Origin of the sequence: Caballeronia sp. GAWG1-5s-s (genome assembly GCF_023631445.1) — a bacterium.
Lineage (GTDB): Bacteria > Pseudomonadota > Gammaproteobacteria > Burkholderiales > Burkholderiaceae > Caballeronia.
Genome location: NZ_JALQDC010000023.1, coordinates 1 through 15,310, shown reverse-complemented (window position 1 = coordinate 15,310; position 15,310 = coordinate 1). Strand labels below are relative to the sequence as shown.

The window sequence follows — 15,310 nt, the reverse complement described above, 5'->3', positions numbered from 1 at the left end:
CGCGCGGCGCTAGCCTCGAAGCGACGGCATGAACGCGGACTCGAACGGCGGGTATCTGCGATAAGCCGAGATCGAAGTCCATTCGCGTGTCGTCGCGCCCGAGCGAAACCGGCGTTGCGCCGCGAGGCCGCCCTTGCAGGCCGATTTGTGGAGCGCGCGATGTCGCGCCCGCGAACGCGCTTCGAGGCGGCGTTCAAGCGCCGCCGCGCCCGCGAACCAGTGGTCGATGGCGCCGCCCAGCGCCGCGAGGATGGCGACGCCCGCCATCCAGCCGGCCGCCATGCTGTCGAACGCGCAGGTGACACCTGCGCCGCCGCACATCGCCGCGAAGAAGACCAGCATGACCCACGCGAACGGCGGACTCTCCTCGTGTTCCGTGCGGCAAACGAGCCGCGGGGCGCGTCCGGCCGCAGCCTGTCTCATGTCGTAAGCATTCGCTGATCGGTTCATCTTCGTTCTCCATCCGCCGCGGATTCGCGTCCGTAAAAGTTACGCAGATGCAGAGAACAGCGATATAAGACTTCTCCGAACAAAGCGGGCACGCATGCCTAGCGGCTACTTTGCGCCGGCGAATTCCTGCACGTCGGCATCGGCTTCGCCCGCGAGCGGAACGACGCCCGACGGACCCAATGCGCGCGGCTGCAACAACAACGCGACGAGCCCCGTCCAGCCCGTCTGATGCGACGCGCCGACGCCGCGCCCGTTGTCGCCGTGAAAGTACTCGTGAAAGAGCACGAGATCGCGCGAACGCGGATCGGCCTGCAACAGCGGATACGCCGCCATCACCGGCCGTTCGCCATTCTTGTCGAGCAGGAACAGCGTGGTCACGCGGCGCGCGAGCTCGTCGGCGATCTCGGCGAGCGAGAACGTCTGCCCCGAGCCAGTCGGATACTCCACGCGAAAATCGTCGCCGTAATAGCGGTGGAATTCGAGAATGGATTCGATCAACAGATAGTTCACCGGCATCCACACCGGCCCGCGCCAGTTCGAGTTGCCGCCGAACACGCGCGAGGTCGATTCCGCCGGCTGATACTGCACGCAGAAACTCTCGCCGTTGTGATAGAAGACGAACGGATTGTCGCGATGCACGCGCGACAGCGCCCGCACGCCGTGGTCGGACAGAAACTCGGACTCGTCGAGCATGCGCCTCAGAAGCGCCTTCATGCGATGCCCGCGCAGCAGCGACAGCAGCACGCTATTGCCCTGACCCGCGATATTCCAGCGCGAGACGAGCCGCGACAAATCCAGCCGATGCTCGAGGAACCAGTGCAGGCGCTCGCGCAACTCCGGCAACGCGCGATAGACGCTCGGCTCCAGCACATGCACGGCGAAAAGCGGAATCAGCCCGACGATCGACCGCACGCGCATCGGCACGCTGGAGCCGTCCGGCAGGCGCAGCTTGTCGTAGAAGAACTCGTCCTCGCTGTCCCACAGGCCCGTGTCGCAGCCGTCCTCGCAACTGACTGCCTCGGCGATATACAGGAAGTGCTCGAAGAATTTCACCGCGATATCCACGAACACCGGATTCGCATACGCGAGTTCCAGCGCGATGCGCATGAGATCGAGCGCATATGCGGCCATCCACGCGGTGCCGTCGGCCTGATCGATATGACCGCCCGTCGGCAGCGGCGCGGAACGATCGAAGATGCCGACGTTATCCAGCCCGAGAAACCCGCCCTGGAAGATGTTGCGGCCGTCCGCGTCCTTGCGGTTCACCCACCACGAGAAGTTGAGCAGCAGCTTGTGAAACACGAGCTCCAGAAAGTCGCGGTCGCCCTTGCCGGTGATCGCGCGGTCGATCTCGTACACGCGCCACGTCGCCCACGCATGCACGGGCGGATTGGCGTCGCTGAACGCCCATTCGTAGGCCGGCAACTGGCCGTTCGGATGCTGATAGCGGTCCTTCACGAGCAACAACAACTGTCGCTTCGCGAACGCCGGGTCGATGAGCGCGAACGCCGCCGCATGAAACGCGAGGTCCCACGACGCGTACCACGGGTATTCCCACTTGTCCGGCATCGACACGATGTCCGCGTTGCACAGGTGCCGCCAGTCCGCGTTGCGCCCGGTGCGGCGCTGTTTCGGCGGCTTCGGCTGAAGCGGATCGCCGTCGAGCCAGCGCGTCACATCGAACTGGTAGTACTGCTTCGACCACAGCATGCCCGCGAGCGCCTGTCGCTGCACGAGCCGCTGATCCGCGCCCGCGATGTCATGCTGCAACGCGCCGTAGAACTCGTCCGCCTCCGCGATACGGCGCGCGAACAGCGCATCGGCATCGAGCGGGACGGTGTCCGGCGCGGATTCGGGACGCCAGCGCAGAAACACCGTGGCCCTCGCGTGCGCGTCGAGCGAGAGATGCGCGCGGGCCGCAGCGCGCGTGCCGGCATCGCGGCGAACGGCGTCTTCATCGCCCGCGACGATATAGTCGTTGAAGCCGTCCTTGAACGGGCCCGCGCCTTCCATGCCGAACAGACGCCGCACGTTGGTCTCGTTCTCGCAGAAAATCCACTCGATGCCGTCCGTATCCGGCGACCACGCCGTGACGATCATCGGCTCATGACCGTGATGATCGGCTGCGACCTGCGCGACGCCGCGCTCCGTTCGCAGCTTCAGCGACGGTTTGGCCGGCGTCGGCTTCCACGACCACGTATTGCGCGCCCAGATCTGCGGCAGCACGTCGAGCGTGGCGGGATAGGCCGCGCGGTTTTCGATGGTCACGCGCATCACGATATCGTCGGGCGTGTGTTTCGCGTATTCCACCTGCACGTCGAAGTAACGCTCGTCGTCGAACACGCCGGTATCGAGCACTTCGTACTCGGGCACGTCCGCGCCGCGCCGCGCGTTTTCATCAACGAGATCGGCATACGGAAACGCCGCATGCGGATACTTGTACAGCATGCGCATATAGGAATGCGTCGGCGTGCCGTCGAGGTAGAAGTACAACTCTTTCACGTCCTCGCCGTGATTGCCTTGCTGATTCGTGAGGCCGAAGAGGCGCTCCTTCAGAATCGGATCGCGTCCGTTCCAGAGCGCGAGCGAGACGCACCAGTTGAGCTTGTCGTCGCCGAAGCCCGCGATGCCGTCCTCGCCCCAGCGATACGCCCGGCTGCGCGCGTGATCGTGCGGAAAGTACTCCCACGCGGTCCCGAACTCGCTGTAGTCCTCGCGCACGGTGCCCCACTGGCGCTCGCTCAAATACGGCCCCCAACGCTGCCACCGCGGACAGTCGCTCGAATGCAGCCGCGAGCCTTCCACGGTGTCGATCTGATTGACGGTGCGCGTCTTCGCCATGGGCGTCTCCTGTTGCGGCCTTCGGTGCAGCTTGCGGGAAACGGCTAATTTAGCGCGTTTTCACGACACGACGCACATTCGACGGCCTTCACGCCGCGCCGAGCAGCGTTTCGATGCGCAGCAGTTCCGCGAGCGACCACGCCTGAAACGGCGCGCCGCCCGGCGCGTGCGGCGCGTCGCCGTCAGCAACCTCGCTCACGTGATCCAGCCCGTAATGGTCCAGATGCGCGTAGAGCGGCGCGAGGAAGCGCTCGCGCACGCCCGCCGCGCCGCGCACGCGCAGCCACGCCTCGACGAACGGCCCCATGAGCCACGGCCAGACGGTGCCCTGATGGTAGGCGCCGTCGCGCTCCAGCACGCCGCCTGCGTAGTGCGCACGATACGCCGGGTCGGACGGCGCGAGCGTGCGCAGGCCGAGCGGCGTCAGCAAATTCGCTTCGACCTGATCGACCACCGCGCGGGCGATATCGCCGTCGACGAGCGGAAACGGCAGCCCGCCGACCGCGAAGATCTGGTTAGGGCGAATCGAGCGGTCGAGCTTGCCCGGCTCGTGGTCCACATCGACGACATCGTAGAGCGCGTGGGTGTCCGGATCGACGAAGCGCGCCGCGAAACTCTGCCGGGCGCGCGCGCACAGCGTCTGCCAGCGCGGGTTCCATGCCGACGCGATGGCCAGCGCATTGATCCACAGCGCCTGAACCTCGACCGGCTTGCCGATGCGCGGCGTCACCACCCAGTCGCCGGCTTTCGCGTCCATCCACGTGAGTTGCACGCCCGGCACGCCCGCGCGCAACAGGCCGTCTTCGTCGGCGGCGATTCGATAGCGCGTGCCGCCCGCATAACCTTCGAGAATCGTATCGACCGCGCGTTGCAGGCGGCTCGCCGTGGCCGCGAGCGCGTGGCCGGTCGCCAAATAGTCGCGGACGGCGATCACGAACCACAGCGACGCATCCACCGAGTTGTACTCCGGCTGTCCGCCGCTGTCTGGAAAACGGTTCGGCAGCATGCCTTCCGAAAGCGCGTCGGTCCATTCGAGCAGAATCGATTCCGCGTCCTGGTGGCGGCCGCTCGCGATCAGCAAGCCGCGCATCGAAATGAAGGTATCGCGGCCCCAGTCGGTGAACCACGGAAAGCCCGCGATGATGGTTCGCCCCTGCTTCCGGTTGACGACATACGCATCGGCGGAACGGGCGAGGCGCGATGCGAACGCCGCGCGGCGCTCCGACTCGCGGGCCGCGAGCCGCGATGCGTGCGCGAGCGCATCCGCTTCGCGCGGCACGTTGCTGCCCGTATCGGCATGCAGGATCATCACGGCTTCGTGGGCGGTCAGATCGAACGTGAAGACGCCCGGCGTCGCCAGATCTTCGATGAAATCGAGCCCGCGCTCACGCTCGCGCGCATAGCAGAAATTCCGATACCAGTCGGGCGCGTGCCGATACGCGCCGTTCGCCGTCGCGCCGATGGCCGGCAGATCGGCGTACGGCCGCCAGTGGACGCGCTCGCCGTCCGTCGTGGCGTCGAAGCAAAACGCCGGATTCTCGCGATGCAGCGCGTGATAGTCGCGCCCCGACAGCAGCGGGCGCACATGCAGCGTCGCAGACGGCGGGCGCGCATCGGTTTCGAGGCGCCAGCGCAGCACGGTCTCGCCGCTCTCCTTCGCGACGAACAGCTCGGCCACGACCGTTTGCGCATCGCCGACGCGATAGCGCCATGTCGGCCACGGCGATGTATCGAAGGAAACGAGACCCGCGGAGGCGTCCGGGTACAGCACGTCGGGCGCGTAGTGCTGCATGGTCAACGGAAAGCGCTCGCCGCCTATCTCGACCCACGCCTCGATGCCGTTCACGAGCACCACGCGCCCCGCAGGCGGCTGCGTCGCGGCAAGCAACAGCGCCTGATAACGGCGAGTTCGCATGGTTCCCACCGTGCCGGAAGCGAAGCCGCCGTGCGCGTCCGCTTCGAGCCATTCGTCTTCCAGCCGCGTCGAGTCGATCGCCGTCATGCCGCCGCCCGTTTGCGGTAGTCGGTGAGCGCGCGTCGCGCCTTCGTGCGGGTGGCGCTCTGCATGCGCGGCGTCCAGCCGAACAGCCAGCCGGAGACGCCCAGCGCCTGACGGCTCCAGCGCCAGAGGTCGAACGTATCGGTCTGCTCGGCGATCAGGCCGTCGCGGATGGCGAACTTCGTCGCGATCTCGTTGACCACTGCGCGGCCGGTCGCGGAATACGTGTAGCGCGCGACGGCGTTCGCGCTCGCGGTCTGTCCGAGCGTGCTGATGCCGTCGAAAGTCAGCGTAAAGTCGGCCGCGCGGCCGAGCAGCATGCGCCACATGTCGCCGACTTGGCGGCCATGCAGCAGCCCGAACGCCGGATCTTCGAAGCGGATGTCGGACGCATAGCAGGCTGCCATGGCGTCCGCGTCGGCGCGCTGAAACGCACGGTAGAAGCGTTCGATGAGTTCGACGTTCGTGTTCGGCATGGTGGTCCTGGCAGAGAGTCGCGCCGCGCGGAAGTGGGCATTCTCGCGCGACTGCGGCCCGATTGCAGCTTGCCGCACCGCTTTTCGCGACCGCCGCTGCGTTGCCGACGCCGTTTCATCTGTTTAGATAATCGGGCATGGAATGACGCGCGTTTAATAAACAGACTCAGTTTCGATTATCGAGAAACCGGTTTCAACGCATTCATTTTAAGACAGTCTTAATGCGCGCAAGAAAACTCTTAATCAATCCGGTTTTAGAAAAATCAGATATTAATTGACTCGGAGTTATTCTTAACTTAGATTTCTAGAACGGTCGTTCTAATCCTGATGGTTCGGCCGTCGATTATTTCTGCGGCGGCTCTCGTGTCCGCACGGCCGCCATTGCTCCAACCTTCAAAGCCAGCGCCCGCCTAAAGGTCGCATGCCGCGCACCATGAGAATCAGGCCTCGAGTCAGTACGCTTTCATTGGCGTCCGCAGATTATTTTCTGACGGACTTACGCACCGGCATTATCAGCCGCGCAATTCATCCGCAATCGCCGGATATCATTATTTACGTTTTAAAGACCGAAGACGGATCGCAGTATTGCGCGCAACTCGATTATCGGGAACATCCGCTTCGAAATGCGATTCTCATGGCGGCGCTCGAATTAGGGCTCACGGTGACGGTTCGCGCGGACGCCACGCACCACATCACCGATCTCGCCGCGACATTGCCGAACGTCGCCCCGCTTCCCGCGCTCGGCTACACCTGGCGCTTGCTGGAAGACGTGCGCACCGGCGCGGTCGTGCAGGTCGAGGACGCGAATCTACTGGGCAGCATGGCGTACATCATCCGCAGCCCGGACGGCTCGCATCATTGCGTGCAAATGTGCCCGCACGAGCACGGCTACCGCAGCGCCCTGCTGATGGCCGCGTTCAGGGCAAAGCTGCCCGTGACCGTCGCCGGCGACGCCGACTACTATCTCACCGCGGTGTCCGTCGGGTCGCGGGCGTTCGGGCCGAATTTCAACTGCGCGCCCGGCTTCATTTCGACGACGCCGCGTTCCGGCATGATCGACGAGATCATCGACAACGAGGCAGCCGAGACGCTGAGCGTCATCGTCAAGACGCCGGAAGCCACGCGCTACCACGCGCGGATCGACCGGCAGCAGCACCCGAACCGGCACCATCTCGCGATGCTGGCACTGCGTTCGGGCTTGCCCGTCACGGTCAGCGGCAACGAAGACCACGCCATCACCGGCATCGCGGTCGGCGCGCTGTCGTCGGACCCGGCGCCCTCCATGATCCTGTTCGGCCAGAAGCTCACGGGCATGCAAACCGGGACGCTCGCGCGCATCATCGACTCGGACACGCTGGACCCGGTTCGCTACGTGTTGCGCGCATCGGACGGCACGCACTACTGCGCGCAGATGAACACGGCCAAGCACGCGAGCCGCCATCAGATGCTGATGACGGCGCTCGCGCTGCACCTGCCGGTGAGCGTCACCGCCGACGCGAACTCGAATATCACGGGCGTGTCGGTCGGACTGCCGCATCGGGGCAGCCCGACGTTTCATTGCCAGACCACGCGTTTTCCGAAGACCGAGACCGGCAGCATCGTCCGCATGATCGATTCCGACGCGCTCGGTCCGGACACGCGTTACGTGCTAGAGACGCCGGACGGCGACGAATGGGCCGTGCCCGCGTTCGCGCGAGGCCAGCCGGGACGCGGCCCGCTGCTCGCGCTCGCGTTGACGGGCGGGCTGGCCGTGACGGTCAACGGCACGGGCGGTAGCGGAAGCGTGGAAACACTGCTGGAAGCCGGAAGCGTGACCGTCGCGCGCAGCTAGCGTCAGAGAGCGAACGCCGTGACCGCGTGAATGAGCAGCCCGACCGCGCCGCCCACGAGCGTGCCGTTCACGCGAATGAACTGGAGGTCGCGCCCGATGTTGAGCTCGACGTCGCGCACCAGCGTGGCGTCGTCCCATTGCTTGACGGTCGCGGCGATGTGCTTCGCAATGCCTTCGCGCAGCTCGGGCGCGAGGGCCTTCAGCGCATCGCGCATATGCTCGTTGATCGAATCGCGCAGCAGCGGATCGCCGCCGAGCGCCTGCGCGAAACCCGCCGCGACGGCCACCACTTTCGCGTGCAGCGCGGAGTCGGGGCGCTTCAGGTCCGCGGTGAGCCACGCGGTGAACTCGTCCCACAGGCCGTCCACGTAGCCGCGCAATTCGGGGCGATCGAGCCATTCGCGCTTGTGCTCGTCGATGCGCGCCTTGAACGCGGGATCGGACTTCAGGCGCTCGACGAAGCGTTCCACTGCTGCATCGAAGGCTTTGCGGCGTTCGTGTTCCGGGTCGCTCGTCACGTCGTGCAGCCATTGATTCGCGCCGCGCACGAGGCCCGCCGCGAACTTGTTGCCGAGATCGCCGGCATCCAGCCCGACGAAACCCAGCATGCCGATGAGCTTCGGATACTCCTCGCCCGCCACCGCGACGATGCGCGTCGCGAGCATCTCCTGCCCCTCGGGCTTGTCGAGCCACGCCGCCATTTGCCTGAGGCCCTCGTCGAGCAGCAGTTGATGGCGCCGGTCGGCGGTGAGCGTCGACAGCAGGTTGCCGGCGGCGGCGGAAAGATCGAAGGCATCGGCGCGGCGGCGAATCGCGTCGTGGAGCATGGACTTGATGCGCGTGTCGTCGATGAAAGCCAGCAACTGGCCGACCGCCGCGACCGCGCGATTGCCGAGCAGCTCGGCGTTTTTCGGCTCCGCGAGCCACACCGATAGCCGGCTTGCCGGGTTGAACGCATCGACGCGGGCAACGAGCGCATCCGTGCCGAGAAAGCGGTCGCGCACGAAGACGGCGAGGTTATCGGCCACGCGCGCCTTGTTCGCGGGCAGGATGGCCGTGTGCGGCACCGGCACGCCGAGCGGATGGCGAAACAGCGCGACAACCGCGAACCAGTCCGCGAGCGCGCCGACCATCGCGGCTTCCGCGAACGCGGACACCCACGCCCACGCGCCGGCGTCGTGCTGACTCTTCGCGATGGCGAAAAGCACGCCCGCGCCGACGAGCAACGCGGCGGCGAACCACTTCATCCTTTTCAGGGCTACGGCTTTATCCTGCGTTTCCATCTGCTTGTCGGTATAGAAGTGTGGAAGCGCGCAAGCATATCAACGCCCTTGCTGCAACTTCAAGAGCGCATCCACGGCGCGGCCGGCTGCTTCCACCGGCACGAAGATGTGATCGTGATAGGCCGCTGCCATCACGTTGCAGCTGATGCCCGCGTCACCGAGCGCGCACGCGAACGCGGCGGTCAGCCCGACGGCGTTCAGATCCGAGTGCACGGTCAGCGTGATCCACGCCGCGCGAAAGAGCGGCGTCACGCCAGCGGCAAGGGCCGCGCCTTCTTCCATGACGACGGTCAGCCCTTCACGCTCGCGAAACGTCGCGACGATGCCCGCGCCGCCCGGCGCGGCGTCATGCGGCAGCGACGCGAACACATAGACACCGGGCTGAAGCGCGGGCTGCATGGACGCCAGCAGCGTCCGCAGGTCGGAAACCGGCGCCGGCGTCATCACGCGGCATCCTCGGCGGGCCGCGTTCTGCCGAGCACCGGCCGCAGCGCCGTTCCCGTATGGCTGCGCGGATGACTCGCGAGCGTGTCCGGGTCCGCCGCCGCGACGATGGTTCCGCCGTTCACGCCGCCTTCCGGCCCGAGATCCAGCACCCAGTCGGCTTCCGCGATCACGTCGAGATCGTGCTCGATCACGATCACGCTATGCCCGCCGTCCACCAGCCGGTGCAGCACGCGAATCAGCTTCGCGACGTCGGCCATGTGCAGGCCGACGGTCGGTTCGTCCAGCACATAAAGCGTATGCGGCGGCTTTTGGCCGCGCCGCGTGATGTCGTCGCGCACCTTCGACAGCTCGGTGACGAGCTTGATGCGCTGCGCCTCGCCGCCCGAGAGCGTCGGCGACGGCTGGCCGAGCGTCAGATAGCCGAGGCCCACGTCCTTCATGAGTTGCAGCGGATGCGCGATGCTCGGCATCGACGCGAAGAACTCGACGGCCTCGTCGATCTCCATGGTCAGCACTTCGCCGATGTTCTTGCCGCGCCACGTCACCGCGAGCGTCTCGGGATTGAAGCGCTGGCCGTGGCACACGTCGCACGGAACCTTGACATCCGGCAGGAAGTTCATCGCGATGGTGCGCACGCCTTGCCCTTCGCACGCGGGGCAGCGCCCGTTGCCCGTATTGAACGAGAAGCGCGACGGCGTATAGCCGCGCGCCCGCGCTTCGAGCGTGTCCGCGAAGAGCTTGCGGATGGTGTCCCACATGCCGATGTAGGTCGCCGGACACGAACGCGGCGTCTTGCCGATCGGCGTCTGGTCGACTTCGAGCACGCGGTCGATCGCTTCGAAACCGGTGACGCCCGAGCAGCCCTGCCATGCGTGGACCACATCGAACTTCGGGCGCGGCGTTTCCCGGGCGAGCACGCTGGCGCGCGATTTCGCGGCCGGGGCGTCGGCCTGCGCCGCCTTGCGCGCGCGCCGCACCGCAGGCGACGACAGCACCGAGCGGCCGACGGCATCGAGCAGGTTCGTCATGAGCACGTCGCGGGCGAGCGTCGATTTGCCCGAGCCGGATACGCCCGTGATCGCGACGAGCCGGTTCAGCGGCACGCTCGCGGTCACGTTGCGCAGGTTGTGCAGCGTCGCGTTCTCGACCGTGAGCCATTGCTCCGGCACGGCGGGACGCTTGCCGACGGCCGCGCGCACTTTGCGGCGCGGCTGCAACGGATGCACGATCGGGTTCGCGAGCATCTGCCCGGTCAGCGACGCCTTGTGCGCCGCGAGATCCGTCACGCTGCCCTGCGCGACCACCGTGCCGCCGCGCTTGCCCGCGCCCGGCCCGATATCGATGATGTGATCCGCGCGCCGGATCGTGTCCTCGTCGTGCTCCACGACGACGAGCGTGTTGCCCTTGTCGTTCAGCTTCTTGAGCGCGCTCAAAAGAATCAGGTTGTCGCGCGGATGCAGGCCGATGGTCGGTTCATCCAGCACATAGCACACGCCTTGCAGGTTGCTGCCGAGTTGCGCCGCGAGACGAATGCGCTGCGCTTCGCCGCCTGAAAGCGTCGGCGCGGCGCGGTCGAGACTCAGATAACCGAGCCCGACTTCCTCCAGAAACTGAAGGCGCCCTTCGATTTCGCTGACCACGTCGCGGGCGATGTCCGCGTCGCGGCCCGTCAGTTTCAGCGTCGCGATCCACTCGCGCGTGTCCGTCACGGTCCAGCGCCCGACTTCGGTGATCGGATAGTTGCCGAACGTCACCGCGCGCGCGACGTCGTTCAGGCGCGTGCCTTCGCAGTCCGCGCACGGCTGATCGACGATATCGTCCGGCTCCTGATCCACCGAGCCGATGCTCTGCTCGCGGCCGCGATCATCCTGCGCGAACACCGTATCGTCGAACGCGGCGCGCTGCTCGCGCGTCAGCTTGACGCCCGTGCCGACGCACGTGTTGCACCAGCCATGCTTGCTGTTGTACGAGAACATGCGCGGGTCGAGTTCCGGGTAGCTCGTGCCGCAGACCGGACACGCGCGCTTGGTCGAGAACACGATGCTTTCTTCGCTGCCGCGCCGCTTGCCGCTGGAGAGCGCGCCGTGCAGTTCGTCGAGCGGCGCGCACAGATGCATGACGCCCTTGCCGATTTCGAGCGTCTCGTCCAGCAGACGCCGCAGGTCCGCTTCGTTCTCCGCCGACACGACGAGATCCGCGACCGGCAGTTCGATGGTGTGTTCGCGGAAGCGGTCGAGCTTCGGCCACGGATCGACCGGCAAGAAGTCGCCGTCCACGCGCAGATGCGTGTTGCCGCGCGCTTTCGCCCACTTGGCGAGATCGGTATAGACGCCCTTGCGGTTCACCACGAGCGGCGCGAGCAGGCCCACATGCTGGCCCTTGAAGTCGCGCAGAATCTGCGCAGTGATCTGCTCGGAGCTTTGCGCCTGAACCGGCGTGCCGTCGTGAATGCAATGCTGGATACCGAGCTTCACGTACAAGAGGCGCAGGAAGTGCCAGACTTCCGAAGTCGTCGCGACCGTGCTCTTGCGGCCGCCGCGCGACAGACGCTGCTCGATGGCAACCGTCGGCGGGATGCCATAGACCGCATCGACTTCCGGGCGGCCCGCCGGCTGCACGATGGAGCGCGCATACGCGTTCAGCGACTCCAGATAACGCCGCTGTCCTTCGTGGAACAGAATATCGAACGCGAGCGTGGACTTGCCCGAGCCGGACACGCCCGTCACCACGTTGAACTTGTTGTGCGGGATGTCGACATCGAGCGACTTCAGGTTGTGCTCGCGCGCATTGACGATGCGCACCACATCCTCGCCCTGCAATGCGCGCCGCGCGCTCGCCACTTCCGCCGCGAGTTGCAGCGGCACGCCCGCGCGCTTTCCCGCCGCGCCGGGCGTCATGGCTTCTTCGTAGTCGAGGAGCGCGCGGCCCGTGTGCGACTGTTCGCAAGCCGCGACGTCATTCGGCGTGCCGACGCACACCACTTGACCGCCGCCGTCGCCGCCTTCCGGACCGAGATCGATGATCCAGTCCGCCGCGCGAATCACGTCGAGATTGTGCTCGATGACGATGAGCGAATGCCCGCGCTCAAGCAGGCGGCGCAGCGCCTGCATCAGCTTGGCGATGTCGTCGAAATGCAGGCCCGTGGTCGGCTCGTCGAACATGAAAAGCCGCGCTTTCTGATTCGGCGACGCCGTTTCCGCGAGAAAACCGGCGAGCTTCAGGCGCTGGGCTTCGCCGCCCGAGAGCGTCGGCACCGGCTGGCCGAGCTTAACGTATTCGAGACCGACATCGACGATAGGCTGTAGCACGCGCAGCACATCGGCGTCCGCGGCAAAGCACTCGACGGCTTCGCTCACGGTCAGTTCCAGCACGTCCGCGACGCTCAGTTCGCGCCCGCCACGCTCGATCTTCACGTCCAGAATTTCCGCGCGATAACGCCGGCCGTCGCAATCGGGACAGCGCAGGTAGACATCGGAGAGAAACTGCATCTCGACGTGCTCGAAGCCCGAGCCGCCGCACGTCGGGCAGCGGCCGTCGCCCGAGTTGAAGCTGAACATGCTCGCGCCGTAGCCGCGCTGCGCGGCGAGCGGCGCTTTCGCGAACAGCTTGCGAATTTCGTCGAACGCGCCGACGTAGCTCGCCGGATTCGAGCGCGCCGTGCGGCCGATCGGCGATTGATCCACGAACACGACGTCGCTCAGTTGATCCGCGCCCTTCAGCGCGCGAAACGCGCCGGGCGCTTCGGTCGCCTTGCCGAAGTGGCGCATGAGCGCGGGCGCGAGCACGTCCTGGATGAGCGTCGATTTGCCGGAGCCCGAAACGCCCGTCACGCAGACGAGGCGCTCCAGCGGAATCTCGACCGTCACGTCCTGCAAGTTGTGATCGCTCGCGCCTTCGAGGACCAGACGCGGCGAGTTCGCATCCACCGCGCGGCGCGTCCAGTTCGACGCATGCGCGACGTGCTTGCGGCCGCCGAGATACGCGCCGGTGAGCGTGTCGCTCGATTGAATATCGTCGGGCGTGCCGTCATAGACGATCTGCCCGCCGCGCTCGCCCGGCCCCGGTCCCGTGTCGATCAGGCGATCCGCCGCGAGCATCACCGAAGGATCATGCTCCACGACGACGAGCGTATTGCCCGCATCGCGCAGACGGTGCATGGCCTCGACGATGCGGTTCAGGTCGCGCGGATGCAGCCCGATGCTCGGCTCGTCCAGCACGAACAGCGTGTTCACGAGCGACGTGCCGAGCGCGGTCGTCAGGTTGATGCGCTGCACTTCGCCGCCCGAGAGCGTGCGGCTTTGCCGATCCAGCGTCAGATAGCCGAGCCCGACGTCGCACAGATACTTGAGGCGCGTGCGCACTTCGGCGTGCAGCAGCTTCAGGGCCTCGTCGAGCAGCGTGGACGGCAGCGTGAGCGAGTCGAAGAAGCGGCGGATGCGCTCGATCGGCATCAGCATCAGGTCGTGCACGGTCAGGCCGGGCAACGCTTCCAGTTGATCGCGCGTCCAGTCGACGCCGTTCGGCAAGAAGCGGTCCGTGGGCGCGAGCACCGCGTCGGCTTGCTCCTTCGTGCCGAGGCGCCACAAGAGCGATTCCGTCTTCAGCCGCGCCCCCGCGCAGGCGGGACACGTCGTATAGCTGCGGTACTTGGAGAGCAGCACGCGGATGTGCATCTTGTACGCCTTCGACTCCAGATAGTCGAAGAAACGCTGCACGCCGTACCACTGGCTGCCCCATTTGCCGGTCCAGTCCGGCGATCCGTGGATGACCCAGTCGCGCTCCTTCTGCGTCAGTTCGCTCCAGGGCACGCCGAGCCGGATGCCCGCCTTCGCGCCGTAGCGCACGAGGTCATCCTGATTCTCTTTCCACGCGGGCGTTTGCAACGTCTTGATCGCGCCTTCGCGCAGCGTCTTTTTCTCGTCCGGAATGACGAGGCCGTAATCCACGCCGATCACGCGGCCAAAGCCGCGACACGTCTCGCACGCGCCGTAGGCCGAGTTGAACGAGAACAGCGCCGGCTGCGGATCGGCATAACGCAGGTCGCTTTCCGGGCTATGCAGGCCGGTCGAGAAGCGCCAGATATCGGGTTCGGCTTCGTCCTTCAGCACATAGACGTTCACGCGCCCGCTGCCGCGCAGCAGCGCGCCTTCGATGGCCTCCAGCGCCCGCGAGCGCTCCGTGCCTTGCAGGCGAAACCGGTCCGCGACGACATCGAGCACTTGCCGCGCGCCCGCTTCCGTCTCAACGTGGCGCTTGGCCTGCACGCGCGTGTAGCCGCTCGCGGAAAGCCACTGCGCGACTTCGTCGTCGCTCGTCGTGTCGGGCAGTTCGACGGGAAACGTCACCGCGAGCCGCGGATCGGCGTCGCGCGTGCGCTCCAGCAGTTCCGCGTAGATGGTCTCGGGCGTGTCGTGCCGCACGCGATGCGCGGTCTTCCTGTCGAAGAGTTCGGCGGCGCGCGCGTAGAAGAGCTTCAGGTGATCGTTGAGCTCGGTCATCGTGCCGACCGTCGAGCGCGAACTGCGCACCGGGTTCGTCTGGTCGATGGCGATGGCGGGCGGCACGCCGTCCACGCGATCGACCTGCGGCCGGTCCATGCGGTCGAGGAACTGCCGTGCGTACGCGCTGAAGGTTTCGACGTAGCGGCGCTGGCCTTCGGCGTACAGCGTGTCGAAGACGAGGCTCGACTTGCCCGAACCGGACGGCCCGGTCACCACCGTCATCTGGCCGGTGTGCAGGTCGAGATCAAGATTCTTGAGGTTATGTTGACGGGCGCCGCGAATGCGGATTGCGTTGTTCGATGCCAATTTTTCAACCGGTTCAATGTGATGGACGGCCTGTCAGGCCGTGGGCGGCGCCGCGCGGTGGTCCGGGGGGGGGGGGCGGGCGGCCCGCGCGGGGCGCGTCTCACCACACAAATCCCACCCCACACGCCCGGCCTCCCCGAGTGCCGGGAGACGCACGAAATCGCCCCACCGCACCG

At 66.3% G+C, this 15,310-nt stretch carries 8 protein-coding genes; 1 reads left to right on the top strand and 7 read right to left on the bottom strand.

Annotation, left to right across the window (positions count from 1 at the left end; translation table 11 throughout):
- Nucleotides 1-9 precede the first annotated feature (9 nt).
- The 4 genes from NCR34_RS16525 to NCR34_RS16510 form a co-directional block, all read right to left on the bottom strand.
- Nucleotides 10-450: a hypothetical protein gene (locus NCR34_RS16525; protein WP_250500536.1), complete on the bottom strand. Its 441-nt coding sequence runs from the start codon at nt 448-450 to the stop codon at nt 10-12.
- A 105-nt stretch (nt 451-555) separates the two neighbouring features.
- On the bottom strand, nt 556-3,291 hold the full coding sequence (locus NCR34_RS16520) for an MGH1-like glycoside hydrolase domain-containing protein (protein WP_250500535.1): 2,736 nt from the start codon (nt 3,289-3,291) through the stop codon (nt 556-558).
- Nucleotides 3,292-3,379: 88 nt separating this feature from the next.
- The gene (locus tag NCR34_RS16515) at nt 3,380-5,293 is read right to left on the bottom strand and encodes an amylo-alpha-1,6-glucosidase (RefSeq protein WP_250500534.1); all 1,914 of its coding nucleotides are present in this window, start codon (nt 5,291-5,293) and stop codon (nt 3,380-3,382) included.
- Nucleotides 5,290-5,766: a nuclear transport factor 2 family protein gene (locus NCR34_RS16510; protein WP_250500533.1), complete on the bottom strand. Its 477-nt coding sequence runs from the start codon at nt 5,764-5,766 to the stop codon at nt 5,290-5,292. The genes NCR34_RS16515 and NCR34_RS16510 overlap by 4 nt, the downstream gene beginning before the upstream one ends.
- A 634-nt stretch (nt 5,767-6,400) precedes the next feature.
- Between NCR34_RS16510 and NCR34_RS16505 the strand changes: the two genes are divergently transcribed.
- Nucleotides 6,401-7,597, top strand: coding sequence for a hypothetical protein (locus NCR34_RS16505; RefSeq protein WP_250500532.1), 1,197 nt, complete (start codon nt 6,401-6,403; stop codon nt 7,595-7,597).
- A 2-nt stretch (nt 7,598-7,599) separates the two neighbouring features.
- On the opposite strand, the gene NCR34_RS16500 is transcribed toward NCR34_RS16505, so the two are convergent.
- From NCR34_RS16500 to uvrA, 3 genes are read right to left on the bottom strand one after another with little or no spacing between them, the layout of a single operon-like run.
- The gene (locus tag NCR34_RS16500) at nt 7,600-8,880 is read right to left on the bottom strand and encodes a DUF445 domain-containing protein (RefSeq protein WP_250500531.1); all 1,281 of its coding nucleotides are present in this window, start codon (nt 8,878-8,880) and stop codon (nt 7,600-7,602) included.
- A 39-nt stretch (nt 8,881-8,919) separates the two neighbouring features.
- Nucleotides 8,920-9,324 carry an ACT domain-containing protein gene (locus NCR34_RS16495; RefSeq protein WP_250500732.1) on the bottom strand — a complete coding sequence of 135 codons (405 nt, stop codon included), beginning with the start codon at nt 9,322-9,324 and terminating at the stop codon, nt 8,920-8,922.
- Nucleotides 9,324-15,134, bottom strand: coding sequence for an excinuclease ABC subunit UvrA (gene uvrA / locus NCR34_RS16490; RefSeq protein WP_250500530.1), 5,811 nt, complete (start codon nt 15,132-15,134; stop codon nt 9,324-9,326). Before uvrA ends, NCR34_RS16495 begins: the two co-directional genes overlap by 1 nt.
- Between the last annotated feature and the right edge of the window lie 176 nt (nt 15,135-15,310).